The 24,915-nt window shown below is 68.7% G+C and carries 24 protein-coding genes; 6 read left to right on the top strand and 18 right to left on the bottom strand.

The window, feature by feature from the left end; translation table 11 throughout:
- Window positions 1-31 precede the first annotated feature (31 nt).
- From QTH87_RS10670 to QTH87_RS10700, 7 genes are all read right to left on the bottom strand, one after another.
- Window positions 32-796 carry an SDR family NAD(P)-dependent oxidoreductase gene (locus tag QTH87_RS10670; RefSeq protein WP_286608882.1) on the bottom strand — a complete coding sequence of 255 codons (765 nt, stop codon included), beginning with the start codon at window positions 794-796 and terminating at the stop codon, window positions 32-34.
- A gap of 20 nt (window positions 797-816) precedes the next feature.
- Window positions 817-2,403 (bottom strand): galactarate dehydratase, encoded by a 1,587-nt coding sequence (garD, locus tag QTH87_RS10675; protein ID WP_286608883.1) that lies wholly within the window; start codon window positions 2,401-2,403, stop codon window positions 817-819.
- A 13-nt stretch (window positions 2,404-2,416) separates the two neighbouring features.
- Entirely contained in the window at window positions 2,417-3,712 is a 1,296-nt protein-coding gene (locus QTH87_RS10680) for a TRAP transporter large permease (protein WP_286608884.1), read from the bottom strand.
- On the bottom strand, window positions 3,712-4,203 hold the full coding sequence (locus tag QTH87_RS10685; RefSeq protein WP_286608885.1) for a TRAP transporter small permease: 492 nt from the start codon (window positions 4,201-4,203) through the stop codon (window positions 3,712-3,714). Before QTH87_RS10685 ends, QTH87_RS10680 begins: the two co-directional genes overlap by 1 nt.
- 70 nt (window positions 4,204-4,273) lie before the next feature.
- Window positions 4,274-5,245 (bottom strand): TRAP transporter substrate-binding protein, encoded by a 972-nt coding sequence (locus QTH87_RS10690; protein ID WP_286608886.1) that lies wholly within the window; start codon window positions 5,243-5,245, stop codon window positions 4,274-4,276.
- Between the two features lie 46 nt (window positions 5,246-5,291).
- Window positions 5,292-6,182, bottom strand: coding sequence for an SMP-30/gluconolactonase/LRE family protein (locus tag QTH87_RS10695; RefSeq protein WP_286608887.1), 891 nt, complete (start codon window positions 6,180-6,182; stop codon window positions 5,292-5,294).
- Window positions 6,183-6,187: 5 nt separating this feature from the next.
- Window positions 6,188-7,027 carry an NAD-dependent epimerase/dehydratase family protein gene (locus QTH87_RS10700; protein ID WP_286608888.1) on the bottom strand — a complete coding sequence of 280 codons (840 nt, stop codon included), beginning with the start codon at window positions 7,025-7,027 and terminating at the stop codon, window positions 6,188-6,190.
- Between the two features lie 63 nt (window positions 7,028-7,090).
- Here QTH87_RS10700 and QTH87_RS10705 point away from each other — a divergent pair, with 63 nt between their 5' ends.
- The 5 genes from QTH87_RS10705 to QTH87_RS10725 all read left to right on the top strand — a co-directional run bounded on the left by QTH87_RS10705 (window position 7,091) and on the right by QTH87_RS10725 (window position 12,155).
- Entirely contained in the window at window positions 7,091-7,906 is an 816-nt protein-coding gene (locus QTH87_RS10705; RefSeq protein ID WP_286608889.1) for a FadR/GntR family transcriptional regulator, read from the top strand.
- 102 nt (window positions 7,907-8,008) lie between these two features.
- Window positions 8,009-8,983, top strand: coding sequence for a Bug family tripartite tricarboxylate transporter substrate binding protein (locus tag QTH87_RS10710; protein ID WP_286608890.1), 975 nt, complete (start codon window positions 8,009-8,011; stop codon window positions 8,981-8,983).
- Window positions 8,984-9,240: 257 nt separating this feature from the next.
- Window positions 9,241-10,152, top strand: coding sequence for a 5-dehydro-4-deoxyglucarate dehydratase (kdgD, locus tag QTH87_RS10715; protein WP_286608891.1), 912 nt, complete (start codon window positions 9,241-9,243; stop codon window positions 10,150-10,152).
- Between the two features lie 81 nt (window positions 10,153-10,233).
- Entirely contained in the window at window positions 10,234-10,686 is a 453-nt protein-coding gene (locus QTH87_RS10720) for a nuclear transport factor 2 family protein (RefSeq protein ID WP_286608892.1), read from the top strand.
- 32 nt (window positions 10,687-10,718) lie between these two features.
- Window positions 10,719-12,155, top strand: a complete 1,437-nt coding sequence (locus tag QTH87_RS10725; protein WP_286608893.1) for an aldehyde dehydrogenase family protein — start codon at window positions 10,719-10,721, stop codon at window positions 12,153-12,155.
- Window positions 12,156-12,170: 15 nt separating this feature from the next.
- On the opposite strand, the gene mog is transcribed toward QTH87_RS10725, so the two are convergent.
- Together mog and yjgA are read right to left on the bottom strand one after the other, a co-directional pair.
- Window positions 12,171-12,767 carry a molybdopterin adenylyltransferase gene (gene mog / locus QTH87_RS10730; RefSeq protein WP_286608894.1) on the bottom strand — a complete coding sequence of 199 codons (597 nt, stop codon included), beginning with the start codon at window positions 12,765-12,767 and terminating at the stop codon, window positions 12,171-12,173.
- On the bottom strand, window positions 12,764-13,417 hold the full coding sequence (gene yjgA / locus QTH87_RS10735) for a ribosome biogenesis factor YjgA (RefSeq protein ID WP_286608895.1): 654 nt from the start codon (window positions 13,415-13,417) through the stop codon (window positions 12,764-12,766). Before yjgA ends, mog begins: the two co-directional genes overlap by 4 nt.
- A gap of 58 nt (window positions 13,418-13,475) precedes the next feature.
- Here yjgA and pmbA point away from each other — a divergent pair, with 58 nt between their 5' ends.
- A complete protein-coding gene (gene pmbA / locus QTH87_RS10740) occupies window positions 13,476-14,846 on the top strand; it encodes a metalloprotease PmbA (RefSeq protein ID WP_286608896.1) in 1,371 nt (456 codons plus the stop codon).
- Between the two features lie 4 nt (window positions 14,847-14,850).
- Here pmbA and QTH87_RS10745 read toward each other — a convergent pair whose 3' ends face one another.
- From QTH87_RS10745 to nirB, 9 genes are all read right to left on the bottom strand, one after another.
- On the bottom strand, window positions 14,851-15,303 hold the full coding sequence (locus tag QTH87_RS10745; RefSeq protein WP_286608897.1) for an NUDIX domain-containing protein: 453 nt from the start codon (window positions 15,301-15,303) through the stop codon (window positions 14,851-14,853).
- A 5-nt stretch (window positions 15,304-15,308) separates the two neighbouring features.
- Window positions 15,309-15,758, bottom strand: coding sequence for a GatB/YqeY domain-containing protein (locus tag QTH87_RS10750; RefSeq protein ID WP_286608898.1), 450 nt, complete (start codon window positions 15,756-15,758; stop codon window positions 15,309-15,311).
- Between the two features lie 112 nt (window positions 15,759-15,870).
- Complete coding sequence (gene rpsU, locus QTH87_RS10755; protein ID WP_007833691.1) at window positions 15,871-16,083, bottom strand: 30S ribosomal protein S21; 213 nt, start codon at window positions 16,081-16,083, stop codon at window positions 15,871-15,873.
- 97 nt (window positions 16,084-16,180) lie between these two features.
- The gene (locus QTH87_RS10760; protein WP_286608899.1) at window positions 16,181-17,419 is read right to left on the bottom strand and encodes a BaiN/RdsA family NAD(P)/FAD-dependent oxidoreductase; all 1,239 of its coding nucleotides are present in this window, start codon (window positions 17,417-17,419) and stop codon (window positions 16,181-16,183) included.
- A 12-nt stretch (window positions 17,420-17,431) separates the two neighbouring features.
- Window positions 17,432-18,220 (bottom strand): uroporphyrinogen-III C-methyltransferase, encoded by a 789-nt coding sequence (cobA, locus tag QTH87_RS10765; RefSeq protein WP_286608900.1) that lies wholly within the window; start codon window positions 18,218-18,220, stop codon window positions 17,432-17,434.
- On the bottom strand, window positions 18,217-19,161 hold the full coding sequence (gene ybiB / locus QTH87_RS10770) for a DNA-binding protein YbiB (protein ID WP_286608901.1): 945 nt from the start codon (window positions 19,159-19,161) through the stop codon (window positions 18,217-18,219). The genes cobA and ybiB overlap by 4 nt, the downstream gene beginning before the upstream one ends.
- A 24-nt stretch (window positions 19,162-19,185) precedes the next feature.
- On the bottom strand, window positions 19,186-21,999 hold the full coding sequence (locus QTH87_RS10775) for a nitrate reductase (RefSeq protein WP_286608902.1): 2,814 nt from the start codon (window positions 21,997-21,999) through the stop codon (window positions 19,186-19,188).
- Window positions 22,000-22,007: 8 nt separating this feature from the next.
- Window positions 22,008-22,388 carry a nitrite reductase small subunit NirD gene (nirD, locus tag QTH87_RS10780; RefSeq protein WP_286608903.1) on the bottom strand — a complete coding sequence of 127 codons (381 nt, stop codon included), beginning with the start codon at window positions 22,386-22,388 and terminating at the stop codon, window positions 22,008-22,010.
- A 13-nt stretch (window positions 22,389-22,401) separates the two neighbouring features.
- Complete coding sequence (nirB, locus tag QTH87_RS10785; RefSeq protein WP_286608904.1) at window positions 22,402-24,855, bottom strand: nitrite reductase large subunit NirB; 2,454 nt, start codon at window positions 24,853-24,855, stop codon at window positions 22,402-22,404.
- Between the last annotated feature and the right edge of the window lie 60 nt (window positions 24,856-24,915).

Raw genomic sequence — 24,915 nt, forward strand, 5'->3', positions numbered from 1 at the left:
CTTCTGGGGAGCGACGGAAGCGAGCGGGCTCCTAGGGCATGTACTGCCCGCCGTTCACTTCGAGGATCTGCCCGGTCATGTAGCCCGAGAGTGCTTCGGAGGCGAGGAACAGGAAGGCGCCCACGCATTCGTCGGGCGTGCCGATGCGGCCCATCGGGATCGTGCCGCGGAAGGCCTCGAGCATCTGCGGCGTCGAGAACTGGTCGTGGAAGGGCGTCTGGATCACGCCCGGCGCCACCGCGTTGACGCGGATCCTGTCGCCCGTCAGCTCCTTGGCCAGCCCGCGCGTGGCGGTGCTGACGAAGCCCTTGGCGCCTGCATACAGATACGCGCCGGGCCCGCCGCCGTGGCGCGCCGCGACCGAGCTCACGTTGATGATGCTGCCGCCCTGGCCCCTGGTGCGCATCAGTGGCACCACTTCGCGGCAGAAGGCCAGCACCGAGCGTGCGTTGAGGTGCAGCACCTCGTCGAACAGCTCGTCGCGCAGCTCGCCGATGGGAACGCGCTTGACCAGCCCGCCGGCGTTGTTGACCAGCACGTCGATGCTGCCCAGGTGCTGCTGCGTCTCGCGCACCACGCGCGCGATGGCGGCCGTGTCGCGCACGTCGCCCTGAACCGCGAAGGCCGTGCCGCCATCAGCGGTGATGTCGGCCACCACCTTGGCGGCGGCATCGGCCGAGCTGTTGTAGTGCACGGCCACGCGCATGCCCTGCGCCGCGAAGCCGGCGGCGACCGCGGCACCGATGCCGGTGCTCGCGCCGGTCACGAGCGCGGTCTTGTCCTTGAGGTCTTTCATGATGTCCGGTCCCTTCGTGTTCACGTCACCGGCGCCGGATTGAACAGCACCAGTGCGTTGTGCAGCTTCCATTGCTCGGCCCAGGTCTTCTTCCGGCCGCTCGCGACTTCGAGCATCAGCCTGAACAGCTCCCAGCCCACGTCCTCGATGGTGGCGTCGCCATCGGCGATGCGGCCGGCGTTGACGTCCATCAGGTCGTGCCAGCGGCGCGCCAGGTCGCTGCGCGTCGCCACCTTGATCACCGGCACCTCGGCCAGCCCGTAGGGCGTGCCGCGGCCGGTGGTGAACACGTGCAGGTTGATGCCCGCGGCCAGCTGCAGCGTGCCGCAGATGAAGTCGCTGGCCGGCGTCGCGGCATAGATCAGGCCCTTCTGGCGGGCCTTCTCGCCCGGCGAGATCACGCCCGAGATCGGCGCGCTGCCGCTCTTGACGATCGAGCCCATGGCCTTCTCGACGATGTTCGACAGGCCGCCCTTCTTGTTGCCGGGGGTGGTGTTGGCACTGCGGTCGACGCGGCCCTTGTCGAGGTAGGCGTCGTACCAGGCCATCTCGCGGATCATGGCTTCCGCCACCTCGGGCGTGGTGGCGCGCGAGGTCAGCTGGTCGATGCCGTCGCGCACCTCGGTCACCTCCGAGAACATCACGGTGGCGCCGGCGCGCACCAGCAGGTCGGTGCAGAAGCCCACCGCCGGATTGGCCGTGACGCCCGAGAAGGCGTCGCTGCCGCCGCACTGCACGCCCACGACCAGTTCGCTCGCGGGCACGGTCTCGCGCCGGCGCGCGTCGAGGCGCTCCAGATGCTCCTCGGCCTGGCGCAGGATGGAATCGACCATCGACATGAAGCCGACGTGGGCCTCGTCCTGCAGGCAGACCACGTCGAGCTTGGCGTCGGCGCTGTCGCCGACGTCGGCCACGTTGCGCTCGTCGATCAGCGGGATGGTGCCGGGCGGCATCAGGCGCTCGGGCTGCAGCTTCTCGCAGCCCAGGCTCACCACCATCACCTCGCCGCCGAAGTTCGGATTGAGGCTGATGTTGCGCAGCGTTCGGATCGGGATGATGGCGTCGGGCGCGTCGATCGCCACGCCGCAGCCGTAGCTGTGCTCGAGCGCGACCACGTCGTCGACGTTGGGGTACTTGGGCAGCAGCTCGGCCTTGATGCGCTTGACCGCGAAGTCGGTCACGCCGGCCACGCACTGCACGGTCTGGGTGATCGCGAGGATGTTGCGCGAGCCGACCGAGCCGTCCGGATTGCGGTAGCCCTCGAAGGTGTAGCCCTCCAGCGGCGGCATCGCGGGCGGCTTGACCGTGGCGATCGGCAGGCCGACGAGCTCGCGCGCGGCCGGCATCCGCAGCAGCCGCTCGTGCACCCAGCTGCCGGCCGGAATGGCCTTCAGCGCATAGCCGATCACGACGTCGTAGCGGCGCACCTCGCCACCCTCCGGGATGTCGACCAGCGCCACCTTGTGGGCCTGCGGCACCTTGTCGCGCAGCCTGAGGCCGGACGGAAACTCCGTGCCGGCCGCAAGCCCTCCGTCGTTGGCCACGATCGCGACGTTGTCGTTCGCGTGCATGCGGATGGTGAGCGGCGGCTTGGCGGCTTCTGTCATGACGCGCTCCTGCCTACTTCACGACCATGAACAGGCCCGGCAGCCAGGTCGAGAAGGCCGGCACGAAGGTCACGACGCCGAGCGCGAATATCAGCGCGCCGTAGAAGGGCCAGATGGTCTTCATCACGGTGCCGACCGAGACGCCCCCGATCGCGCAGCCGACGAACTGCGTGGTTCCCACGGGCGGCGTGTTGAGGCCGAGCGCGCAGTTGATCAGCATCACGACGCCGAACTGGACCGAGGTCATGCCGTATTGTTGCGCGATCGGCAGGAAGATCGGCGTGCACAGCAGGATGGTGGCCGCCATGTCCAGGAAGGTGCCCAGCACGAACAGGATGATGTTGATCAGCAGGAAGATCATCCACGGCGTGGTCGTGATCTGCGACAGCATCTGGCCCGTGAGCTCGGCCACGCCGTAGAGGCTGATCAGGTAGCCGAAGGTGCTCGAGATGCCGATCAGCAGCAGGATCACGCCGGTCGTGCGAACCGCCTTGGAGGCCGCCTTCACGAAGTGGTCCCACTTGAGCGAGCGGTAGACCAGGATCGTGAGCGCCAGCGCATACAGCACCGCCACCGCGGCCGATTCGGTCGCGGTGAAGACGCCCGACAGGATGCCGCCGAGGATCAGCACGACGATGAACAGCCCCGGCAGCGCGGCCGCGAAGGAGCGCGCCACGATGTGCCAGCCCGGGAAGGTGCCCGCGGGATAGCCGCGCTTGACCGCCACCAGGTAGGCCGCGGCCAGGTTGCTGAGCGTGAGCACCACCGCCGGCAGCAGCGCCGCGAGGATCAGCGCCGCGATCGACACCTTGCCGCCCGCCGCGAGCGAATAGATGATCAGGTTGTGGCTGGTCGGCATCAGCGCGCCGACCAGGGCCGCGTGGGTCGTCACGTTGACTGCGTAGTCCGCGTGATAGCCCTCCTTCTTCATCATCGGGATCATCACGGCGCCCATGGCCGAGACGTCCGCCACGGGCGAGCCCGAGACGCCGCCGAACAGCGTGCAGGCCACCACGTTCGACATGCCGAGGCCGCCGCGCACGTGGCCCACCAGGTTGCGTGCGAAGTCGACGATGCGGTCGGCGATGCCGCCGTACAGCATCAGCTCGCCCGCGAAGATGAAGAACGGGATCGCGAGGAACGAGAAGATGCCCATGCCCGAGGTCATCTGCTGGAAGCCGACTTCCAGTGGCAGGCCTTCGTAGAGCAGGGTGGACAGCGCCGACAGCCCGATCGAGAACGCGACCGGCACCCCCAGCAGCAGGAACACCGTGAAAGAAATGGAAAGAATCAGCAGGGGTACGGTCATCACTGGCCCCACGCAGGTTCGACTTCGCGGCCACGGGCCAGCGCGATGATGTGCTCGATCGAGAACATCACGATGAGCACGCCCGACACAGCGGCCGGCACGTATTTCCAGCCTTCCGAGATCCACAGCGTGGGCAGGCGGTAGTCCCAGACCGATTCGGCCAGGGAGGCGCAGTTCCACGCCATCGCGGCGCCGAACAGCAGGATCAGGAAATGGATCAGGTATTCCATCTTGAGGCGCAGCCAGTCAGGTGCCAGCACGAGGAAGGACTCGAGACCGATGTGGCCCGCATCGCGCACGCCGACCGCGACGCCGAGCATCGTGACGTAGAGCACCAGAAGCAGCGCCAGGCTCTCGGCCCAGGTCGGGGTGTTGTTGAGGACGTAGCGGCCGAACACCTGCCAGCTCACGGCCGCGACCACCGCGACCAGACCGAAGATGCCCAGCCACATGCAGGCGCGAGCCAGCCGGCGGCAGATATTGGTGTACATGTCTTGCGTTTCCAGGGGCTCGGCCGCGACGCGCGCCCGGGCGCGTCGCGGTCCGAGCCCCGGCGGAGAGTTACTTGGTTTCCTGCACCCGCTTGACCAGGTCCTTCAGCTTGGGGTCGACGATGAACTTGTCGTAGACCGGCTTCATCGCGGCCTGGAACGGGGCCTTGTCGATATCGATGATCTCGGCGCCGCCGGCCTTCACGGTGGCGAGCGACTTCACCTCGCGCTCGGCCCACTGCTTGCGCATGAAGGGCACCGATTCCTTGGCGGCCTGGCGCAGCCAGCCCTGCTCCTGCGGCGTCAGCTTGTCCCACGCGCGCTTGGAGAACAGCAGCATCTCGGGGGCCATCGAGTGCTCGGTCTTGGTGTAGTACTTGGCGACCTCGAAGGCGCGCGAGCTCTCGTAGGTGGGGTAGTTGTTCTCGGCCGCGTCGATCAGGCCGGTCTTCAGGCCGGTGTAGACCTCGCCCATGGGCATCGGCGTGGCGTTGGCGCCCATCGCCTCGAGCATCGCGACCCACAGGTCGGACTGCTGCACGCGGACCTTCTGGCCCTTCATGTCGGCAAAGCTGCGCACCGGCTTCTTGGCCGTGAACATCGAGCGTGCGCCGCTGTCGTAGTAGGCCAGGCCGATGAAGCCCTGCTTCTCGCAGGATTTCAGGATCTCCTCGCCGATCGGGCCGTCCAGCACCTTGTGCAGGTGGTCCACCGAGCGGAACAGGAAGGGCATGGTCGGCACCTGCGTCTCGGGGCAGATGTTGTTCATCGGCGCGATGTTCACGCGCACCATCTGCAGCGCGCCGATCTTGGCCTGCTCGATGGTGTCCTTCTCGCTGCCGAGGGCGCTGTTGTTGAAGACCTTGATCGTGTCCTTGCCGCCCGAGAGCTCCTTGAGCCGCTCGCCCATGAACTTGACGGCGGTCACGGTCGGGTAGTCGTCGGGGTGGATGTCGGCCGACCGGAATTCGGTGGCCTGGGCGGCCATCGCGGTCATGCCGGCCGCGATGGCGACGATGAGTGCGTGCTTGTTGAACTTCATTTGTCTTCCTCTTGCTGGTGGTTGTCGTGAAATCTTGTGGAGCCGGTCAGCTGCCGAAGGCCGGCTCGGGGAGGCCCTGCGTGCCGGGACGCAGCGCGAAGAGGCCGCCCGCGAGCGGCTGGTCCGACAGGTCGCCGCCGGGGCGGATCGAGGTGACGAACAGGGTGTCGAGCTTGGGGCCGCCGAAGGCGCACATCGCGGGCTTCTTGACCGGCACCGCGAGCGAGCGGTCGAGCCGTCCGTCGGGCGTGAAGCGGTGCACCAGGCCGGCGTCGTTGCCGCAGATCCAGTAGCAGCCGTCGGCATCGATCGCCGCGCCGTCGGGACGGCCGGGCAGCGGATTCATGTCGACGAACACGCGGCGGCGCGAGGGCGTGCCGGTTGCGGTGTCGTAGTCGAGGGCCCAGACGGTCTGCACGCTCGGGTGCGAGTCCGAGAGGTACATCGTGCGACCGTCGGGGCTGAAGGCCAGGCCGTTGGGAACGATCAGGTCGTCGAGCTGCAGCTTCGGCGCGTCGGCGCCCTTGTCATGGCGATAGAGCCGGCCGACGCGTGCACCGGCCGCCATGTCGAGCAGCATGGTGCCAGCCCAGAACCGGCCTTGGCGGTCGCAGCGGCCGTCGTTGAAGCGCATGCCGGGCCGCGCGTGCGCCACTTCGGCCAGGCGTGTGGCGGTCAGGCGGCCGTCGGCCTGCGGCGCGATCGAGAACAGGCCGCTTTCCATGCCGGCGATCCAGGCGCCGGGGAGATCGGCGCGCGGCGCGATGCAGGCGGGCATCTCTTCGCTGGCCCATTGCGCGTGGCCGTCGGCCGACCAGCGGTGCAGCGCCCGCCCCGGGATGTCGACCCAGTAGAGAGCCTGCTCGGCGATCGACCAGACAGGGCTCTCGCCCGTGCCGCAGCGCGCATCGACCACGAGTTCGGCCTGGCTCGTCATGGCGGTCAGTCTCCGAACGGGCCCTGCGCGGTGAACGCGCCGCCCTGGTAGATCGCGTTCGGGTCGGTGGGCGCCACCGGCGGCTGTGCCTCCACCTTGGCGCGGAACACTTCCGAGCCGTCCTGCGGCACGAAGCCCAGGTGAGCGGCAGCCTCGTTGTCCCACCAGAGGTCGCGGTTGGCCGACATGCCGTACACCACCGTATGGCCGACGCCGGGCGTGAAGAGCGATTTCTGGATCAGCGTCGTGAGGTCGCGAAAGCTGAGCCAGGTGCTCATCATGCGGCGGTTCAGCGGCTCGGGAAACGAGGAGCCGATGCGGATGCTCACGGTCTCGATGCCCCAGCGATCGAAGTAGAACTGGGCCACGTCCTCGCCGAAGGACTTCGACAGGCCGTAGTAGCCGTCCGGACGGCGCTTGACGCCGGCGTCGAGGTGCTCGGTCTGCTTGTAGAAGCCGATCACGTGGTTGGAGCTCGCGAACACCACGCGCTTGACGCCATGCCGGCGCGCCGCCTCGTAGACGTGGAACACGCCCTTGATGTTGGCCTCGAGGATTTCCTCGAACGGCCGTTCGACCGACACGCCGCCGAGGTGCACGATCGCGTCGCAGCCGGCCACCAGGGCATCCACCGCCTGCTTGTCCGAGAGATCGCAAGGCACCACTTCCTCGTGCGTCCCGGCGGCCGGGGTGAGCGGCGTGATGTCGGAGACTCGCAGCACGTCTGCGAAGGGACGCAGGCTGTCGCGCAGCACCTTGCCGAGGCCGCCGGCGGCGCCGGTCAGAAGAAGCCGGCCGAGCCGCGGCGCGGTGGGGGAGGAGGAAGGGGCGGAGGGAACGCTCATTTGTCTCTGTGGTGTTGTAAGTTATCGGTTGTCGTACAACGTCGCGGCGATTATCATCATGCGATGTCGAACCTGTCAACGGGGTCTACCTCCAGCGCCGAAACGGCGGCCGTCAGTGCGCCGCCGCCGCGGCGGCGGGTGCGCGGCCTGGCGCACGGCCTGGTCGACGACCTGGGCGAGAAGATCCGCAGCCAGCAGCTGCGACCGGGCGACAAGCTGCCGACCGAGTCGGCCATCATGCAGACCTACGGCGTCAGCCGCACCGTGGTGCGCGAGGCGCTGTCCCGGCTGCAGGCCGGCGGGCTGGTCGAGACCCACCACGGCATCGGCACCTTCGTGCTGCAGCCGCGCGCCGCCGGCATGTTCCGGCTCGAGGCCTCGGACATCGCGACCTCGGTCGACGTGCTCGCGGTGCTCGAGCTGCGCATCAGCCTCGAGACCGAGTCGGCCGGCCTTGCCGCCACCCGCCGTACAGAAGAGCAACTGGCCGCGCTGCGCCTTGCGCTGGACGACTTCGAGCACAACGTGACGGTGGCCGGCGACACCGTGGCGCCGGACTTCCGCTTCCACCTGCAGATCGCGCAGGCCACGGGAAATCCCTACTTCGCGGACATCATGAGCCACCTCGGCACCACGATCATTCCGCGCACGCGCATCACCGCGATCCGCAACCACGACCGCCGCGGCGAATACCTGAGCCGCGTGAACCGCGAGCACGAGGAAATCTACGCCGCGATCGCGCGCCGCGACCCCGAGTCGGCGCGCGCGGCGATGCGCATCCACCTCACCAACAGCCGCGAGCGGCTGCGCATCGCGCAGGAAGCGGCGCGCATTGATGCCGAGCAGGCTGCGGTCGGCGCTGGCGTGACGACGCCCTGATCTTCTTGCGGGTCAATGCTGGACATCGAGTCATCTGAGTTGTACGATGACTGACGACATCGCAGGCAAGCGATACGGATCAACCAACGACCTGGAGACAACATGACCCTGAATCGTCGCAACCTCGTTCTGGGCGCCCTGGGCGGCAGCCTGCTCGCCGCCGGTGCCGTCCAGGCAGCCGATGCCTGGCCCTCGAAGCCGATCCGCATCGTCGTACCCTATCCGCCCGGCGGGTCGTCGGACATCATCGCACGCTCGATCAGCCAGCCCCTGTCGGAGGCGCTCAAGCAGACCGTGATCGTCGAGAACCGCGCCGGTGCGAACGGCAACCTCGGCGCCGACCTGGTGTCCAAGGCCCAGCCCGACGGCTACACGCTGCTGCTGTGCGATGTCGGCGCGCTCGCGATCAGCCCGTCGGTCTACACCAAGCTCTCGTTCGATCCCGCCAAGGACCTGCGCGGCGTCACGATGCTGGCCTATTCGCCGCACCTGCTGGTGGTGCATCCCTCGGTGCCTGCCAACAACCTGAAGGAACTGGTCGCGCTGTCGAAGAAGTCCGACCTCAATTTCGCGGTCACGGCCACCGGCAGCGCACCACACCTGGCCGGCGTCGCGCTCGAGCGCGCGAGCGGCGCCAAATGGGTCTACGTGCCCTACAAGGGCGGCGTGCAGGCAGTGCAGGACACCGTCGCGGGCCAGACCCAGGTGCTCATGAACGGCATGCTGGCCACGCTGCCGCACGTGCAGAGCGGCAAGCTCAAGGTTCTGGGCGTGTCGAAGGGCACGCGCATGCCGCTTATCGGCGACGTGCCGACCATCGCCGAGCAGGGCGTGCCGGGCTTCGAATCGGGCACCTGGCAGGGCGTGCTGGTGCCGCGCGGCACGCCGGAGGCCGTGGTGCAGCGCCTCAACAAGGAATTGATTTCGATCATCCGTTCGGCCGACATCCGCTCGCGGCTGGCCGGACAGGGTGCCGAGGTCGTGACCATGACCCCGGTCGAGCAGGACCAGTTTTTCGACAAGGAACGCGCACGCTGGGCGAAGGTCGTCAACGCGGCCCAGATCAAGCTCGACTGAATGGCCCCCACGCTCCCTCACTGTGTGTGGTCGCTGCCCCCCGAGGGGGCCGCAGGCCGCCTTGGGGCGGCCCGGCGCCGGCTTTGGCCCCCACGCTCCCTCACTGTGTGTGGTCGCTGCCCCCCGAGGGGGCCGCAGGCCGGCTTGGGGCGGCCCGGCGCCGGCCTTGGCCCCCACGCTCCCTCACTGCGTGTGGTTGCTGACCCGAGCCTGGTTCCCGTCTCATCCTTCTTCTCTCAACCCAACCCGTTCTTCACATGACCCCCCAAGAACTCAAGACCATCATGGGCTCCGGCCTGCTGTCCTTTCCGCTGACCGACTTCGACGCCAACGGCGACTTCGACAAGAAGAGCTACGAGAAGCGCCTCGAATGGCTGGCGCCCTACGGCGCGAGCGCGCTGTTCGCGGCCGGCGGCACCGGCGAATTCTTCTCGCTGACCGGCGACGAATACCCCGGCATCATCCAGGCCGCGGTCGACACCTGCCGCGGCGTGGTGCCGATCATCGCGGGCGCGGGCGGCCCGACGCGATTCGCGATCCAGTGCGCGCAGGCCGCGGAAAAGGCCGGCGCGCACGGCGTGCTGCTGCTGCCGCACTACCTCACCGAAGCCGGCCAGGAAGGCCTGGCAGCGCATGTCGAGGCGGTCTGCAAGAGCGTGAAGTTCGGCGTCATCGTCTACAACCGCGGCCAGAGCAAGCTCTACCCGTCCACGCTCGAGAAGCTGGCCGAGCGCTGCCCGAACCTGGTGGGCTTCAAGGACGGCATCGGCGACATCGAACTCATGAGCGCGATCCACCTGCGCATGGGCGATCGCTTCGCCTACCTGGGTGGCCTGCCGACCGCGGAGGTCTATGCCGCGGCCTACAAGGCGCTCGGCACGCCCGTGTATTCGTCGGCGGTGTTCAACTTCATCCCGAAGACCGCAATGGACTTCTATCACGCGGTGGCCAAGGACGACATGGCGACCCAGCATCGGCTGCTGAAGGACTTCTTCATGCCCTACCTCGCGATCCGCAACCAGGGCCAGGGCTACGCCGTGAGCATCGTGAAGGCCGGCGCGAAGATCGTCGGCCACGACGCCGGACCGGTGCGCACGCCCCTCACGGAACTCAAGCCCGACCAGTACCAGGCGCTGGCGGCGCTGATCGACAAGCTCGGCCCGCAGTAAGGCAGCGCGCGCGGGCCGCTGCGGCGCCGTGCCCGACCGGATTCATGCATGCATTCATTCACAACAACAGGAGACAAGCACATGCTCAAGAAACTGATCCTCATCGCCGCCGTGACCGTGGCCTTTGCCGGCTGCACCACGATGCGCGGCAACGATGCTGCCAAGGCGCCCGCGGTCGCGGCTGCAGCCGAGAAGCTGCGCGTCGCGATGATCGACCCGACGCCCGCCGCGCTCAATGCGCTGGTGGCCGATGACCTGAGCTACGGCCATTCGGGCGGCAAGGTCGACACCAAGGCCAGCTTCATCAGCGACCTGATGGACGGCAAGTCGGACTTCGTGACCATCGCGATCACCGAGCAGACCATCAAGGTCGTCGACAACGTCGCGATCGTGCGCCACACGCTCACGGCCGACACCAACGATTCGGGCAAGCCCGGCAAGGTCAGCATCAAGATCCTCGGTGTCTGGCAGCAGCAGGGCCCGGGCGGCGACTGGAAGCTGATCGCGCGCCAGGCCGTGCGTCCGCCGCAATAACTTCCTTCTTCGATACCCCAGGATTGCCACCCATGCAGAACTTCGACAACCTCATCAACGGCGAATGGCGCCCCGGTGCCAGCTACAGCCCCAACGTGAACCCGAGCAACCTCGGCGACGTGCTGGGCCAGTACACGCAGGGCGACGCGGCCCAGGTCGACGCCGCGGTCGCGGCCGCCACGGCGGCCTTTCCCGCGTGGTCGACGGGCGGCATCCAGGCACGCTCCGAGGCGCTCGAGAAGATCGGCACCGAGATCCTCGCCCGCAAGGAAGAACTCGGCACGCTGCTCGCGCGCGAGGAAGGCAAGACGAAGGCCGAAGGCATCGGGGAGGCGACACGCGCGGCCCAGATCTTCAAGTTCTTCGCCGGCGAATGCCTGCGCCTGTCCGGTGAGGTCCTGCCCTCGGTGCGGCCCGGCATCGGCATCGAGATCACGCGCGAACCGGTCGGCGTGGTGGGCCTGATCACGCCGTGGAACTTCCCGATCGCGATTCCGGCCTGGAAGATCGCGCCGGCGCTGGCCTTCGGCAACTGCGTCGTCATGAAGCCGGCCGACCTGGTGCCGGGCTGTGCCTGGGCGCTGGCCGAGATCATCAGCCGCTCGGGCATTCCGCCGGGCGTATTCAATCTCGTGATGGGTCGCGGCAGCGTGATCGGCAATGCGCTGGTCGACCATCCGGGCGTGCACGCGATCAGCTTCACGGGTTCGGTGGGCGTGGGCCGCAACATCGCGATCCAGTGCGCGACGAACCACAAGAAGGTGCAGCTCGAGATGGGCGGCAAGAACCCGCAGGTGGTGCTCGACGATGCCGACCTGAACCAGGCGGTGGAGCTCAGCGTGCAGAGCGCGTTCTATTCGACCGGCCAGCGCTGCACCGCATCGAGCCGGCTGATCGTGACCGAAGGCATCTACCCGAAGTTCATCGAGGCGATGAAGGCGCGCATGGCCAAGATCAAGGTCGGCGATGCGCTCGCGCAGGGCACCGACATCGGGCCGGTGTCGTCGCAGTCGCAGCTCGACCAGGACCTGGAATACATCGCGATCGGCAAGGGCGAGGGCGCCACGCTCGCGGCCGGCGGCGAGCGCCTGAAGCTCGAGACCGACGGCTACTACCTGTCGCCCGCGCTGTTCAGCGAATCGGCGGCCTCGATGCGCATTAACCGCGAGGAGATCTTCGGCCCGGTGGCGAGCGTGATCCGCGTCAAGAACTACGAGGAAGCGCTGGCCACGGCCAACGACACCGAGTTCGGCCTCTCGGCCGGCATCGCGACCACGTCGCTCAAGTACGCCACGCACTTCAAGCGCCACAGCCAGGCCGGCATGGTGATGGTCAACCTGCCGACCGCGGGCGTGGACTACCACGTACCCTTCGGCGGCCGCAAGGGTTCGAGCTACGGGCCGCGCGAGCAGGGGCGCTATGCGCAGGAGTTCTTCACGGTGGTGAAGACCGCCTATACCTTCGCGTAGGGACTGGGCGGGCGGTCAGGCCGGCCGGATGGCCGACTTCGGCCTGAAGGCCTTGCACACCGCCTCGTCGGTCTCGAGGTACGGCCCGCCGATCAGGTCGATGCAGTAGGGCACGGCCGCGAAGATGCCGGGCACCAGCTGCTGGCCGTCGGCATCGCGCAGGCCTTCGAGCGTCTCGGCGATCGCCTTGGGCTGGCCCGGCAGATTGATGATCAGGCTGCGTTCGCGGATCACCGCGACCTGGCGCGACAGGATCGCGGTCGGCACGAAGCGCAGGCTGATCTGGCGCATCTGCTCGCCGAAGCCCGGCATCTGCCTGTGGGCCACGGCCAGCGTGGCCTCGGGCGTCACGTCGCGCAGCGCGGGGCCGGTGCCGCCGGTGGTGAGCACCAGCGAGCAGCCGGCGTCGACGAGCGCGATCAGCGCGCTGCTGATGCCGGCTTGCTCGTCCGGGATCAGGCGTTGATCGAAGGTGATCGGATTGCGCACTGCGCGGCACAGCCACTCCTGCAGTGCGGGCAGGCCCTTGTCCTCGTAGACGCCGCTGGAGGCGCGGTCGCTGACCGAGACGATGCCGATGCGAACCGGCTCCATCGGCGAGGCGGCGCTCATGCGTCTTCTTCGCGCGACTGGGCTGCGGCCTCGTCCGCGTGGTCGGCCGTGCCATGCACCGCGAGCTGCGCACGCACGATCTGGAACACCTCGCGGTAGGCCTTGGCCTGGCGTGGCGCCTCGCCGGGCGGACCGGCCTTGATGTCCTTGCGGGCCTGGCGCACCAGCGCGCGCAGCTGTTGCGCGTCGGTGCCCGGATGGGTCTCGATCCAGCCACCGAGCGCGTCGTCGTCGGCGATCAGGCGGTCGCGCCAGCGTTCGGCCTCGTGCAGCACGGCGGTCTCGGCGGCCGGTGTGCGGTTCTGCTCCTCGAGCGCGACGCGCACGGCGTCGAGCACCTCGGTGTCGAGGCCGCGCATGAGCTTGCCGATGAACTGCATCTGGCGCCGCTTGCCCTCGAAGTTGGTGATGCGCCTGGCGTCCTCGATCGCATCGCGCAGCTTGTCGCCGAGCGGCAGCTTGTCGAACAGGCCGGAGCGCAGTTCGAGCAGGGCGACGCCGAGCGCCTGCAGTTCGGCGCTCTCGCGCTTGAGGTCGGTCTTGCTGGCGTCGGTGCCCTTGAGCTCGCGTTTGAGCTCCAGGTCGAGTTCGCTGCCTTCGGCCACGAATTCGCCACGGACGAAGTAGCCTTTTTTGGGTTTGCGGGACATAGAGTCAATCGTTGGCCGCACCATCGGGAACAGGGGGCGCAAGTATCATAGCCAACACATGACCACATCCTCCTCGCGTGCCGACTCCGGCTTCGCCTACAGCCGTCCTTTCTTCGAAAACCTGGTCGACTCGGCCCTGGCGCATGCCAGGAAGCTCGGCGCCACCGACGCCGGCGCCGAGGCCTCCGAAGGCTGCGGCCTCAGCGTCTCGGTGCGCAAGGGCGAACTGGAAAACGTCGAGCGCAACCGCGACAAGTCGCTCGGCATCACGGTCTACGTCGGCCATCGCCGCGGCAATGCCAGCACCTCCGACTTCTCCGAGGCCGCCGTCGCCCAGACGGTGCAGGCCGCCTACGACATCGCGCGCTTCACGGCCGAGGACCCGGTCAGCGGCCTGCCCGACGAGGCCGACATCGCCAAGGAGCATCCCGACCTCGACCTGTTCCATCCGTGGGCCGTCACGAGCGAGCAGGCCGCGGAACTGGCCCTCGAATGCGAGGCGGCGGCCCTGTCGACCGACAAGCGCATCACCAACAGCGAAGGCGCGGGCGTGTCGGCCCAGCAGAGCCACTTCTTCAGCGCCCATACGCACGGCTTCCGCGGCGGCTATGCGAGCTCGCGCCATTCGATCTCGGTGGCGCCGATCGCCGGCCGCGGCGACGACATGCAGCGCGACGCCTGGTACAGCTCGATGCGCTCGGCCGACGAGCTCGCCAGCCCGCAAGCGGTCGGGCGCTATGCCGCCGAGCGGGCGCTGAGCCGGCTCAAGTCGCGCAAGATCAAGACCACCGAGTGCCCGGTGCTGTTCGAGTCGCCGCTGGCGGCCGGCCTGCTGGGCGGCCTCGTGCAGGCCACCAGCGGCGGCGCGCTCTATCGCAAGAGCACGTTCCTGCTCGATTCGCTCGGCAAGAAGGTGCTGCCCAAGCACATCGACGTGCTCGAGGACCCGCACGTGCTGCGCGGCAAGGGCAGTTCGCCCTTCGACGACGAGGGCGTGGTCACGCGCCAGCGCCGCGTGGTCGACGGCGGCCGGCTCGAGGGCTATTTCCTCAGCACGTACTCGGCCCGCAAGCTCGGCATGAAGACCACCGGCAACGCCGGCGGCTCGCACAACCTCACGCTGAGCTCGCGCCTCACGAAGCCCGGCGACGACCTCGACGCCATGCTGCAGAAGCTCGGCACCGGCCTGCTGGTCATCGAGCTGATGGGCCAGGGGGTCAACTACGTGACCGGCGACTATTCGCGCGGTGCCAGCGGTTTCTGGGTCGAGAAGGGCCGCATCGCCTTTCCGGTGCAAGAGATCACGATCGCCGGCAACCTCAAGGATATGCTGCTCGGCATCGAGGCGGTGGGTGCAGATACCTACAATTACGGCGCGAAGACGACAGGTTCGCTGCTGATCAACAAGATGAAGATCGCCGGATCCTGAGCGGTCAGCGAGCCAGCGCGGCTCGCACCCGCTCGATCACGCGCACGTAGGGTGCGGTGAATCCGTCCAGCGGCGCGTCCGGCGCCAGCCAGCCGAAGCTGAACACCAGGCCTTCTTCCTCGGGGCTGCCCACGGCCACATGGTCGAAGCGTTCGGGCAGGGCGGCCTCGGTGCGCATCAGGAACAGGTGCCACAGCTGTGCGTGGCGATGCACGTTGCCTTCGATCCCGGCCTCGCATTCCCGATCGAGCGTGCCGAGGGGCTGCAGCGGGCCGTCGTGGCGGATGCCCGACTCCTCGAGCAGTTCGCGCCGCACGGCGTCCTCCGGCGCTTCGCCGGGCTCGACCGTGCCCTTGGGCAGCTGCATGCCGCCGTCGCCGGGGTGATGGAACACCAGCAGCCGGCCGCGAGCGTCCACCAGGCAGGCGCAGGCCTTGGGGACCGGATGGGCCTCCATGTGGCTCAGGCGCCCGAGAGCGCGGCTTTCACGGCGGCGCTGACCTGGCCCATGTCGGCCTTGCCCGCCAGGCGGGTCTTGACCGCACCCATGACGCGACCCATGTCGCCGGGGCCCTTGGCGCCGAGTTCGGCGACGATCGCCTTGACCTCGACAGCCACCTCGTCGGCGCTCATGCGCTGCGGCAGGTAGACCTCGAGCACCTTGATCTCGGCCGCTTCCTTGTCGGCCAGGTCGGTGCGGCCGCCCTGGGTGAAGGCCGCCACCGAATCCTTGCGCTGCTTGACCAGCTTGTCGACGATCGCCACGACCATCGCGTCGTCGAGCTCGATCCTTTCGTCGACTTCCTTCTGCTTGAGCGCGGCGAGCAGCAGGCGGATGGTGCCCAGGCGCTCGGAATCCTTGGCGCGCATCGCGGTCTTCATGTCTTCGGTGATCTGTTCCTTGAGGCTCATGGCGGGCTTTCGGTGGGCGACGATGAAATAAAAAGCCGCGGCAGGTGTCCCTGGCGCGGCTCGATCCGGTTGAACCGGGCGGCGTTGGCGCGGGGCCAACGCGAGCGGGTGCTTAGTACAGCTTCTTGGGCAGCTGCATGCTGCGCACGCGCTTGTAGTGGCGCTTGACGGCCGCGGCCTTCTTGCGCTTGCGCTCGGCGGTCGGCTTTTCGTAGAACTCGCGGGCACGCAGGTCGGTCAGCAGGCCGAGCTTTTCGATGGTGCGCTTGAAACGGCGCAGGGCGACGTCGAAGGGCTCGTTTTCTTTTACGCGGATGGTGGTCATTGATAGATCGGTTGGTTCATTTGGCCGGGAGAGATCGAGGCTCCCGGCCGGGGGTCCTCAACTGAAAACTGGGTGGGCCGTTGAGGGGAGGCCGAAGTTAGCCCGACATTATAGCGTCAGCTTGGCGGTCCTGCGCCAGTGCCTGCGCACAGGCGTGCGCGCTGGCCCAGGCCCACTGGAAGTTGTAGCCGCCGAGCCAGCCCGTGACGTCGACCACTTCGCCGATGAAGAACAGGCCCGGCTGCTTCGATTCCAGCGTCTGCGAGGACAGTTCGCGGGTGTCGACACCGCCCGCGGTGACCTCGGCCTTCCTGTAGCCCTCGGTGCCGCCGGGCGTGATCTGCCAGCGCGCGATGCGCTCGGCCAGGGTGGCCAGCGCGCGGTCGGCCGCCTCGTTGATGGGCCGCTGCAGGGCCGGATCCTGGCCCACCCAGGCGTCGGCCAGGCGCGACGGCACCAGCGTCGCCAGTTCGTTGCCGATGCGCTTGCGCGAACGCTGCTTGGCCTCGCCGAGCGCGGCGCCGACGTCGGTGCCGGGGGCGAAATCGATCGTCAGTGCTGCGCCGGGCTTCCAGTAGCTCGAGATCTGCAGCACCGCGGGCCCCGAGAGGCCGCGGTGCGTGAACAGCAGGTCTTCGAGGAAGCTCATCCGTTCCTTCTTCGCCCCGGTCTCGATCTGCACCGGCAGCGAGAGTCCGGCCAGGCCGGCGTAGGGCGCCCAGGCATCGCCGCCGAAGGTCAGCGGCACGAGGGCCGGGCGCGGCGCCACCACGCGCAGGCCGAACTGGGTGGCGATGCGGTAGCCGAAGTCGCTGGCGCCGATCTGCGGGATCGACAGGCCGCCCGTGGCGACCACCAGTTGCGGTGCCCGCACCGGGCCGCGGGCGGTGTCGATGCGATAGCCGCCGTCTTCCGACCAGGCGATCTCGCCCACGCCGCAGGGCTGCCAGTGCGCGACGCCACCGGCGGTGCATTCCGCCAGCAGCATGTCGATGATCTGCTGCGAAGGGCCGTCGCAGAACAGCTGGCCCTTGTGCTTCTCGTGGAAGGCGATGCCGTGGCGCTGCACGAGGTCGATGAAGTGCTGCGGCGTGTAGCGCGACAGCGCCGAGCGGCAGAAGTTCGGGTTGTCGCCGATGAAGTGGCGCTGCGGCGCGCGCACGTCGAGGTCGCGGTTGGTGAAGTTGGCGCGCCCGCCGCCCGAGATGCGGATCTTCTCGGCAATGCGGTCGTTGTGGTCCAGGAGCAGAACGCGCAGGCCGCGCTGCCCCGCGACGCCGGCGCAGAAGAGGCCGGCGGCGCCCGCGCCGATGACGACGACGTCGAAGGAATTCAACGCAAGGCGCCGTCAGGTGCCGAAGCGGCTCGCCGCCACGCCCGCTGCGGCCAGGCCCCGCAGCACGTCGCCGATCACGATCACCGAGGGGCTGGCCATGGCGGCCTCCGCGACGTCGGCGCGCAGCCGGGCGAGCGTGGTGACGATGTGGCGCTGCTGCGGCAGGCTGGCGTGCTGGATCACCGCCACCGGCGTCTGGCCGTCGAGGCCGTGCAGCAGTTCGTCCTGGATGTGGGCGACACCGGCGACGCCCATGTAGACGACCAGCGTCAGGCGGGCATCGCGCGCGGTCGCGGCCAGCTGGCGCCAGTCGGTCGGATGCTGGTCGGCCGCGTGGCCGGTCTTGGCATGGCCGGTGACGAACACCACGCCCTGGGCATGGTCGCGGTGGGTGAGCGGCACGCCGAGCGCGGTGACGGCGGCCAGGCCGGCCGTGATGCCGCTGACCACCTGCACCTCGATGCCGGCCTCGCGCAGGTGCTCGACCTCCTCGCCGCCGCGGCCGAAGATGAAGGGGTCGCCGCCCTTGAGCCGAACCACGGTCTCGCCTTCCTGCACCGCGGTGATCATCAGGCGCTCGATGAAGGACTGCGGCGTGCTGCGGCAGCCGCCGCGCTTGCCGACATGGACGATGCGCGCGCCCGGCTGCGCATGGGCCAGGATCTCGTCGTTGACGAGGTCGTCGACCAGCAGCACGGTCGCCGCCCGGATCGCCTTGACGGCCTTGAGCGTGAGCAGTTCGGGGTCGCCGGGGCCGGCGCCGACCAGGGTGCAGCTGCCGAGAGCGGAAAGTCGGGTCATGGGTGGGTCTCGGTGGTGGACGCCGTCGGCGTCCGTTGGGTCAGGTTCGCGAGCTGGACGATCTGCGCCACCTGCTGCGCGATCGCCTCCGGCAGCGGCGCTTCGCCGGCCAGCACGCGCCGGGTGTAGGCGGCGGTGGTCTCGATGTCGATTTCCTCCGGCAGGCCGGGGACCTCGGATTCGGTGCCCGGCTGCCGCGCCTGCAGCGCGATGCGCTGTCCGCGAACGAAGCCGTCGACCTGCGCCGTGCGGCGCGGATCGGCAGCGCTCTCGCCCTCGAGGCCGCGCGACAGCAGTGCGGTCATGCCGGTCAGCTCGAAGGTCGCTGCCATCGACTGCGCATATTCGGGATGGGTGTAGCTGCCCACCACCACGCAGTCGCCGGCGCCCGGTTGCATCAGCTTGACCACGCTGTGGCCCGGGTTGCGCAGGCCGACCACGCGCCGGACGTCGAGCAGCCGCTTGAGCCCCGGGCTCAGCAATTCGGTCGGAGCGAACACCACTTGACCCGCGCCGATGGGCCGCAGGGCCGTCAGCGGCGCGATGTCCAGCGCGGCCAGCACGCCGGAGGACAGCACGCGCGTCGATTCGGTGGCGGCGCCGTGCACCAGCACCGGCAGTCCCTCGCGCGCCAGCAGCAGTGCCAGCAGCGGCGTGAGCACGGGCAGGCGGCGCGCGCCGTTGTAGCTCGGCAGCACCACCAGCGGCCGCTCGGTGGCCGGGAAGCGCGCGAGCCGCGCATGCGTGGCATCGAGGAAGCCGGCCATCTCCTCGGGCGTCTCGCCCTTGATCCGCATCGCGAGGCAGAAGGCACCCATCTCGAGATCGGTGATGCTGCCGTCCAGCACCTGGCCGAACAGGTCCGCGGCCTGCTCGCGAGCGAGCGGCTTCGCGCCGCGCGCACCGCGGCCGATTTCCTTGATGTAGTGGCTGATTCCCATGGGTGCCGGATTGTCCCGCATGCCTTATGCCGGTTGGGCAGTGAGCTTATGCACTTCGACCGCACGAACCATGCGCTTGAGCTCGGGCAGGCAGGAGCCGCAGTTGGTGCCGCACCTGAGCGCGCCCTGCAGCGCGGCCAGGCGCTGGCTCTCGTCGCCCGCACAAGTTGCCAGCTGTGCCTCGATGTCGGTCTGGGTGACGCCGAAGCAGCTGCAGATGACCTTGCCGCGGGCCGCCACCCCGGCCGGCGCGGCGGCGCCCGGGCGCAGCAGCTGGCGGCCGTAGGCCTGGGCCGGCAGGCGGTCCTGCAGCAGTGCCTTGATCCAGGCCTCGGCGCGGGTGTCGCCGCCGAGCAGGAAGCCCTCGAGCCGGGCTTCCTCGCCCTCGCGAACCAGGCGCACCGCGCGCCGCTGGCCGCGCCGCGCATCCGCGTAGCGCAGCGTGTCGCTGCCACCCAGCGCCAGCAGTCCTTCGATGCGGGCCAGCAGGTCGTCGGGCGGGGCCTCGTAGGCCGCGGCGCGAAACAGGATGCCGGTGCGCTCGGCGGCGCCGCCTTCGAGCGCACCGCCGGCCCCGAAGGGCACGCAGCTGGCAAAGGGGAAGGCCTGCATCAGGGCGCGCAACTCGCCCGCCACGTCCAGCGCCGCGTCCTGCGGCAGCCAGGCGGCGGCCAGCAGCGACCAGGGCAGTTCGGCCTTGAGGATCTTGACCGCCGCGTGCTTGAGCTCGGGTTGCTTGGAGTCGGGGCAGTAGCTGGGCGTGGTCAGCGCGTTGATGCCCGCGAGGCGCTCACCGGTGCTCGAGCGGCCGCTCAGGTATTCGCCACCCCAGTGCATGGCGATGAAGGCCTGTGACAGGCCGACCTCGGTGCTGGCCGCGAGCGGCAGCACGATCGAGCCGCGCCGCGAAGTCACGTGGACCAGGTCGCCCTCGACCAGCTGGCGGCGCGCGATGTCCTGCGGGTGCAGCTGTACGTTCGGCTCGCCCGCGTGGCCGAACAGGCGGCCCAGCGTGCCGGTGCGGCTCATGCCATGCCACTGGTCGCGCAGCCGGCCCGTGTTGAGGGAGAAGGGGTAGCGCGCCTCGCGGGCCTCGGCCACCGGCTTGTAGGGCGTGTCGACGAACCGGGCGCGGCCATCGGGCGTCGGGAACACGCCGTCTTCGTAGAGCCGTGCCCGCCCGGTGGCTTCGCCTTCGCGCAGTGGCCATTGCTGCGGCGCCGCCTCGAGCATCGCGTAGCTCATGCCGGTGATGTCGAGGTCGCGCCCGCGGGTGCTCTCGCGATGCTCGATCCAGACCGATTCGGCGTTGGCATAGGGGAACAGCGTGCTCGGATGGCCGGGCCGCGCCAGCCGCGCCTCCAGCTTGTGCGCGAAGGCCACGCCGATCGCCCAGTCGTCGCGGGCCTGGCCCGGCGCCGGCACGGCCGGCCGCACGCGCGAGACGCGGCGCTCGCTGTTGGTGACCGTGCCTTCCTTCTCGCCCCAGGTGGTGGCCGGCAGCAGGAGGTCGGCGAAGTCGCAGGTCGAGGTGGTCGAGAAGGCCTCCTGCACCACCACGAACTCGCAGCGCTCGAGCGCGCGGCGCACTGTGGCCTGGTCGGGCATCGATTGCGCCGGGTTGGTGCAGGCGATCCACAGCGCGCGGATCTCGCCGTCGGCGGCGGCCTGGAACATCTCGACCGCGGTCTTGCCGGGCTTCGGCGGGACGTCGGGCACACGCCAAAGGGCAGCGACTTCGGCGCGGTGCTCGGGGTTCGCGAGATCGCGGTGGGCCGACAGCAGGTTGGCCAGGCCACCGACCTCGCGGCCGCCCATGGCGTTGGGCTGGCCGGTCAGCGAGAACGGCCCGGCGCCGGGCTTGCCGATCTGCGCGGTTGCCAGGTGCAGGTTGATCAGCGCGGCATTCTTCGCCGTGCCGGATGAGGACTGGTTGAGCCCCTGGCAGTACAGGCTCAGGGTGGCCGTCGAGGTCGCGAACAGGCGCGCGGCCTGCAGCAGGTCGTCCTTGTCGATGCCGCAGACCTGAGCCACGCGTTCGGGCGTGCAGTCGCGCACCGTGGTCTTGAGCGCATCGAAGCCGCTGGTATGCCGGGCGATGTAGCCTGCGTCGGTCCAGCCTTCCCAGAGCATCAGGTGCAGCATGCCGTTGAACAGCATGACGTCGGTGCCGGGCTGGATCGGCAGGAACAGGTCGGCGATCTCGACCGTGTCGGTGCGGCGCGGATCGGCCACGATGATCTTCAGCGCCGGGTTGGCCGCCTTGGCATCCTCGATGCGCCGGAAAAGGATCGGGTGCGCCCAGGCCGTGTTGCTGCCGACGATGAACAGGCAGTCGGCGAACTTGAGGTCGTCGTAGCAGGCCGGCGGTGCATCGGCGCCCAGCGTCTTCTTGTAGCCGGCCACCGCGCTGCTCATGCACAGGCGCGAGTTGGTGTCGATGTTGTTGGTGCCGACCAGGCCCTTGGCCAGCTTGTTGAAGACGTAGTAGTCCTCGGTCAGCAGCTGGCCCGAGACGTAGAAGCCGACTGCGTCCGGCCCATGGTCGCGGATGACGCGGGCGAAGCTGTCGGCGGCCAGGTCGAGCGCCGGCTCCCAGGCCATGGGCTCGGGCGTGGCGTGGCGCTCGGCCCGCCGCAGCGGCTGCAGCAGCCGCGTCTGCCGCGTGACTGCCGCGCTGGCCGTCAGGTGCAGGGTCGAGCCCTTGGTGCAGAGCCGGCCGAAGTTGGCCGGGTGGTCGGGGTCGCCGCGCACGCCGATGATCTGCGTGCCATCGGATTCGATGATCACGCCGCAGCCCACGCCGCAATAGGGGCAGGTGGAACGTGTCTGGTTCATGTCGTCCTTCAGGCTGCGACGGATCGCTTCGGGCCGGCAACCGGCCGTTCCAGTTCGGTGGCGTGGCCCGCCAGCTCCTCGTCGTCGAGGTGCACCACGCCGTGCGCCACCTTGACTGCGAAGCGTGGCGTGCAGCCCTCGTCGGGCGACTTCGCGCAGCCATCGTCGAGGCCGATGGTCCAGTTGTGCAGCGGGCAGGCCACGCTGGTGCCGAAGACGATGCCCTGGCTCAGCGGCCCGCCCTTGTGCGGGCAGCGGTCGAGCAGCGCGAAGACCTGGTCCTCGGCATTGCGGAACACCGCGACATCGATGCCCGAGGGCCGCGCCACGCGCCGCGCGCCCAGCACCGGGATGTCGTCGACGCGGCAGATGGCTTTCCACTGGTTCATGGCCGTGTGCTCCTCAGGCGGTCTGCGATGCGGCCATCACGGCCACGGGGGTGAACTGGCGGACGTCGACCGCCGCCTGGCTCGACTCGAACCACGGATCGGGTTCGCCATCGAGCGCGAACTGCAGCCGCTCCCACAGGGCCTTGCGGCCCTCGGCGTCCTCGAGGATCTTCCTCTTGACGTGGTCCAGGCCCGCGCGACCGATGTAGTGCACGGTGCGTTCCAGGTACCAGCCTTCCTCGCGATAGAGCTGCAGGAAGGCCCCTGCGTGCTCCATCACCTCCTCGGCGGTCTTCACCTTGACCAGGAAGTGCGCCACCTCGGTCTTGATGCCGCCGTTGCCGCCGACATAGATCTCCCAGCCCGAGTCGACGCCGATCACGCCGACATCCTTGATGCCCGATTCGGCGCAGTTGCGCGGGCAGCCCGAGACCGCCAGCTTGACCTTGTGCGGCGAGTACATGGCCCACAGTGCGCGCTCCAGGTCCTTGCCCATCTGGGTGGAGTCCTGCGTGCCGAAGCGGCACCACTCGCTGCCGACGCAGGTCTTCACGGTGCGCAGCGACTTCGCGTAGGCGAAGCCCGAGGGCATGCCGATGTCCTTCCACACGTTCTCGAGGTCTTCCTTCTTCACGCCCAGCAGGTCGATGCGCTGGCCGCCCGTGACCTTGACGGTCGGGATCTTGTACTTGTCGGCAGCGTCCGCGATGCGGCGCAGCTCGTCGGGCGTGGTGTGCCCGCCCCACATGCGCGGGATCACGGAATAGGTGCCGTCCTTCTGGATGTTGGCGTGGCTGCGCTCGTTGACGAAGCGGCTCTGCGGATCGTCCCTGGCCTCCTTGGGCCAGGTCGAGATCAGGTAGTAGTTGACCGCCGGACGGCAGCTCGAGCAGCCGTCGGGCGTGCGCCAGCCGAGGTTTCGATACACCTCGTCGTGCGTCAGGTAGTGGGCCTTGCGGATCGCATCGCGCACGTCCTGGTGGCTGGCGTCGGTGCAGCCGCAGACAGCCTTCTTCTTCGGTGTCGCGGAATAGTCGCCGCCGGCCGTGAACATCAGGATCTGCTCGACCAGTCCGGTGCACGAGCCGCAGGATGCGCTGGCCTTGGTGTGCTTCTTGACCTCTTCGAGCGTGAACAGGCCGCGGTCCTTGATGGCCTTGCAGATCGTGCCCTTGCTGACGCCGTTGCAGCCGCAGACCTCGGCCTCGTCGGGCATGGTCGCGGCCTTGCTGTGGCCTTCGTGTCCGGTGTCGCCGATGTTCGATTCGCCGAACATCAGCTTGTCGCGGATGTCGTGCACGCTGCGGCCGTCGCGCAGCAGCTTGAAGTACCAGCTGCCGTCGACCGTGTCGCCGTAGAGGCAGGCACCGACCAGCTTGTCGTCCTTGATCACCAGCTTCTTGTAGACGCCGCCGAAGGGGTCGCTCATCACGATCTCCTCGGTGCCTTCGCCACCCATGAACTCGCCGGCCGAGAACAGGTCGATACCCGTCACCTTGAGCTTGGTCGAGGTCAGCGAGCCGAGGTAGCGGCCGATGCCGAACTGCGCCAGGTGGTTGGCCGCCACCTTGGCCTGCTCGAACAGCGGTGCCACCAGGCCGTAGGCGATGCCGCGGTGTGCCGCGCATTCGCCGACCGAGTAGATGCGCGCGTCGGTCACGGTCTGCATGGTGTCGCTGACCACGATGCCGCGGTTGACGTGCAGGTTCATCTTCTCGGCCAGTCCGGTGTTGGGCCGGATGCCGACCGCCATCACGACCAGGTCGGCCGCCACCTCGGTGCCGTCCTTGAAGCGGATCGCAGTGACGCGGCCTTCGGGTCCGCCGACCAGCTCCTGCGTCTGCGCGCCGATGCGGAACTGCAGGCCGCGTTCCTCGAGCGACTTCTGCAGCAGCTTGCCGGCGACGTCGTCGAGCTGGCGCTCCATCAGCCACTGGTTGACGTGCACCACGGTCACGTTCATGCCGCGCAGCATCAGGCCGTTGGCGGCCTCGAGGCCCAGCAGGCCGCCGCCGATCACGACCGCGTTCTTGTGCGTGCGCGCGGTCTCGATCATGTATTCGGTGTCGGCGATGTCGCGGTATGCGATCACGCCCTTCAGGTCCTTTCCGGGCACCGGCAGCATGAAGGGGTTGGAGCCGGTGCACAGCAGCAGGCGGTCGTATTCGGCCTCGGTGCCGTCATCGGCGCGCACCACGCGCTTCACGCGGTCGACCTCGACCACCGTCCTGCCGGCGTGCAGCGTGATGTGGTTCTCGGTGTACCACTCCCAGCTGTTGAGCACGATCTCGTCCACGGTCTGCTCGCCCGCCAGCACCGGCGACAGCAGGATGCGGTTGTAGTTCGGGTGCGGCTCGGCGCCGAACACGGTGACGTCGTAGAGATCGGGTTCGATCTTCAGCAGCTCTTCGAGCGTGCGCACGCCGGCCATGCCGTTGCCGACCATCACGAGCTTCATCTTCTTCATGGGGTGGGACCTTTCGTGGGAACTCAAGCAGACGGATGCGCACGGTGCGCGGCGAGAGGC

The organism is Variovorax jilinensis (assembly GCF_030316885.1).
Lineage (GTDB): Bacteria > Pseudomonadota > Gammaproteobacteria > Burkholderiales > Burkholderiaceae_C > Variovorax > Variovorax jilinensis.

What these genes read in the sequence shown, in the direction of transcription:
- QTH87_RS10670 (WP_286608882.1), bottom strand. Translation starts at nt 796, where the DNA reads ATGAAAGACCTCAAGGACAAGACCGCGCTCGTGACCGGCGCGAGCACC.
- garD (WP_286608883.1), bottom strand. Translation starts at nt 2,403, where the DNA reads ATGACAGAAGCCGCCAAGCCGCCGCTCACCATCCGCATGCACGCGAAC.
- QTH87_RS10680 (WP_286608884.1), bottom strand. Translation starts at nt 3,712, where the DNA reads ATGACCGTACCCCTGCTGATTCTTTCCATTTCTTTCACGGTGTTCCTG.
- QTH87_RS10685 (WP_286608885.1), bottom strand. Translation starts at nt 4,203, where the DNA reads ATGTACACCAATATCTGCCGCCGGCTGGCTCGCGCCTGCATGTGGCTG.
- QTH87_RS10690 (WP_286608886.1), bottom strand. Translation starts at nt 5,245, where the DNA reads ATGAAGTTCAACAAGCACGCACTCATCGTCGCCATCGCGGCCGGCATG.
- QTH87_RS10695 (WP_286608887.1), bottom strand. Translation starts at nt 6,182, where the DNA reads ATGACGAGCCAGGCCGAACTCGTGGTCGATGCGCGCTGCGGCACGGGC.
- QTH87_RS10700 (WP_286608888.1), bottom strand. Translation starts at nt 7,027, where the DNA reads ATGAGCGTTCCCTCCGCCCCTTCCTCCTCCCCCACCGCGCCGCGGCTC.
- QTH87_RS10705 (WP_286608889.1), top strand. Translation starts at nt 7,091, where the DNA reads ATGTCGAACCTGTCAACGGGGTCTACCTCCAGCGCCGAAACGGCGGCC.
- QTH87_RS10710 (WP_286608890.1), top strand. Translation starts at nt 8,009, where the DNA reads ATGACCCTGAATCGTCGCAACCTCGTTCTGGGCGCCCTGGGCGGCAGC.
- kdgD (WP_286608891.1), top strand. Translation starts at nt 9,241, where the DNA reads ATGACCCCCCAAGAACTCAAGACCATCATGGGCTCCGGCCTGCTGTCC.
- QTH87_RS10720 (WP_286608892.1), top strand. Translation starts at nt 10,234, where the DNA reads ATGCTCAAGAAACTGATCCTCATCGCCGCCGTGACCGTGGCCTTTGCC.
- QTH87_RS10725 (WP_286608893.1), top strand. Translation starts at nt 10,719, where the DNA reads ATGCAGAACTTCGACAACCTCATCAACGGCGAATGGCGCCCCGGTGCC.
- mog (WP_286608894.1), bottom strand. Translation starts at nt 12,767, where the DNA reads ATGAGCGCCGCCTCGCCGATGGAGCCGGTTCGCATCGGCATCGTCTCG.
- yjgA (WP_286608895.1), bottom strand. Translation starts at nt 13,417, where the DNA reads ATGTCCCGCAAACCCAAAAAAGGCTACTTCGTCCGTGGCGAATTCGTG.
- pmbA (WP_286608896.1), top strand. Translation starts at nt 13,476, where the DNA reads ATGACCACATCCTCCTCGCGTGCCGACTCCGGCTTCGCCTACAGCCGT.
- QTH87_RS10745 (WP_286608897.1), bottom strand. Translation starts at nt 15,303, where the DNA reads ATGGAGGCCCATCCGGTCCCCAAGGCCTGCGCCTGCCTGGTGGACGCT.
- QTH87_RS10750 (WP_286608898.1), bottom strand. Translation starts at nt 15,758, where the DNA reads ATGAGCCTCAAGGAACAGATCACCGAAGACATGAAGACCGCGATGCGC.
- rpsU (WP_007833691.1), bottom strand. Translation starts at nt 16,083, where the DNA reads ATGACCACCATCCGCGTAAAAGAAAACGAGCCCTTCGACGTCGCCCTG.
- cobA (WP_286608900.1), bottom strand. Translation starts at nt 18,220, where the DNA reads ATGACCCGACTTTCCGCTCTCGGCAGCTGCACCCTGGTCGGCGCCGGC.
- ybiB (WP_286608901.1), bottom strand. Translation starts at nt 19,161, where the DNA reads ATGGGAATCAGCCACTACATCAAGGAAATCGGCCGCGGTGCGCGCGGC.
- QTH87_RS10775 (WP_286608902.1), bottom strand. Translation starts at nt 21,999, where the DNA reads ATGAACCAGACACGTTCCACCTGCCCCTATTGCGGCGTGGGCTGCGGC.
- nirD (WP_286608903.1), bottom strand. Translation starts at nt 22,388, where the DNA reads ATGAACCAGTGGAAAGCCATCTGCCGCGTCGACGACATCCCGGTGCTG.
- nirB (WP_286608904.1), bottom strand. Translation starts at nt 24,855, where the DNA reads ATGAAGAAGATGAAGCTCGTGATGGTCGGCAACGGCATGGCCGGCGTG.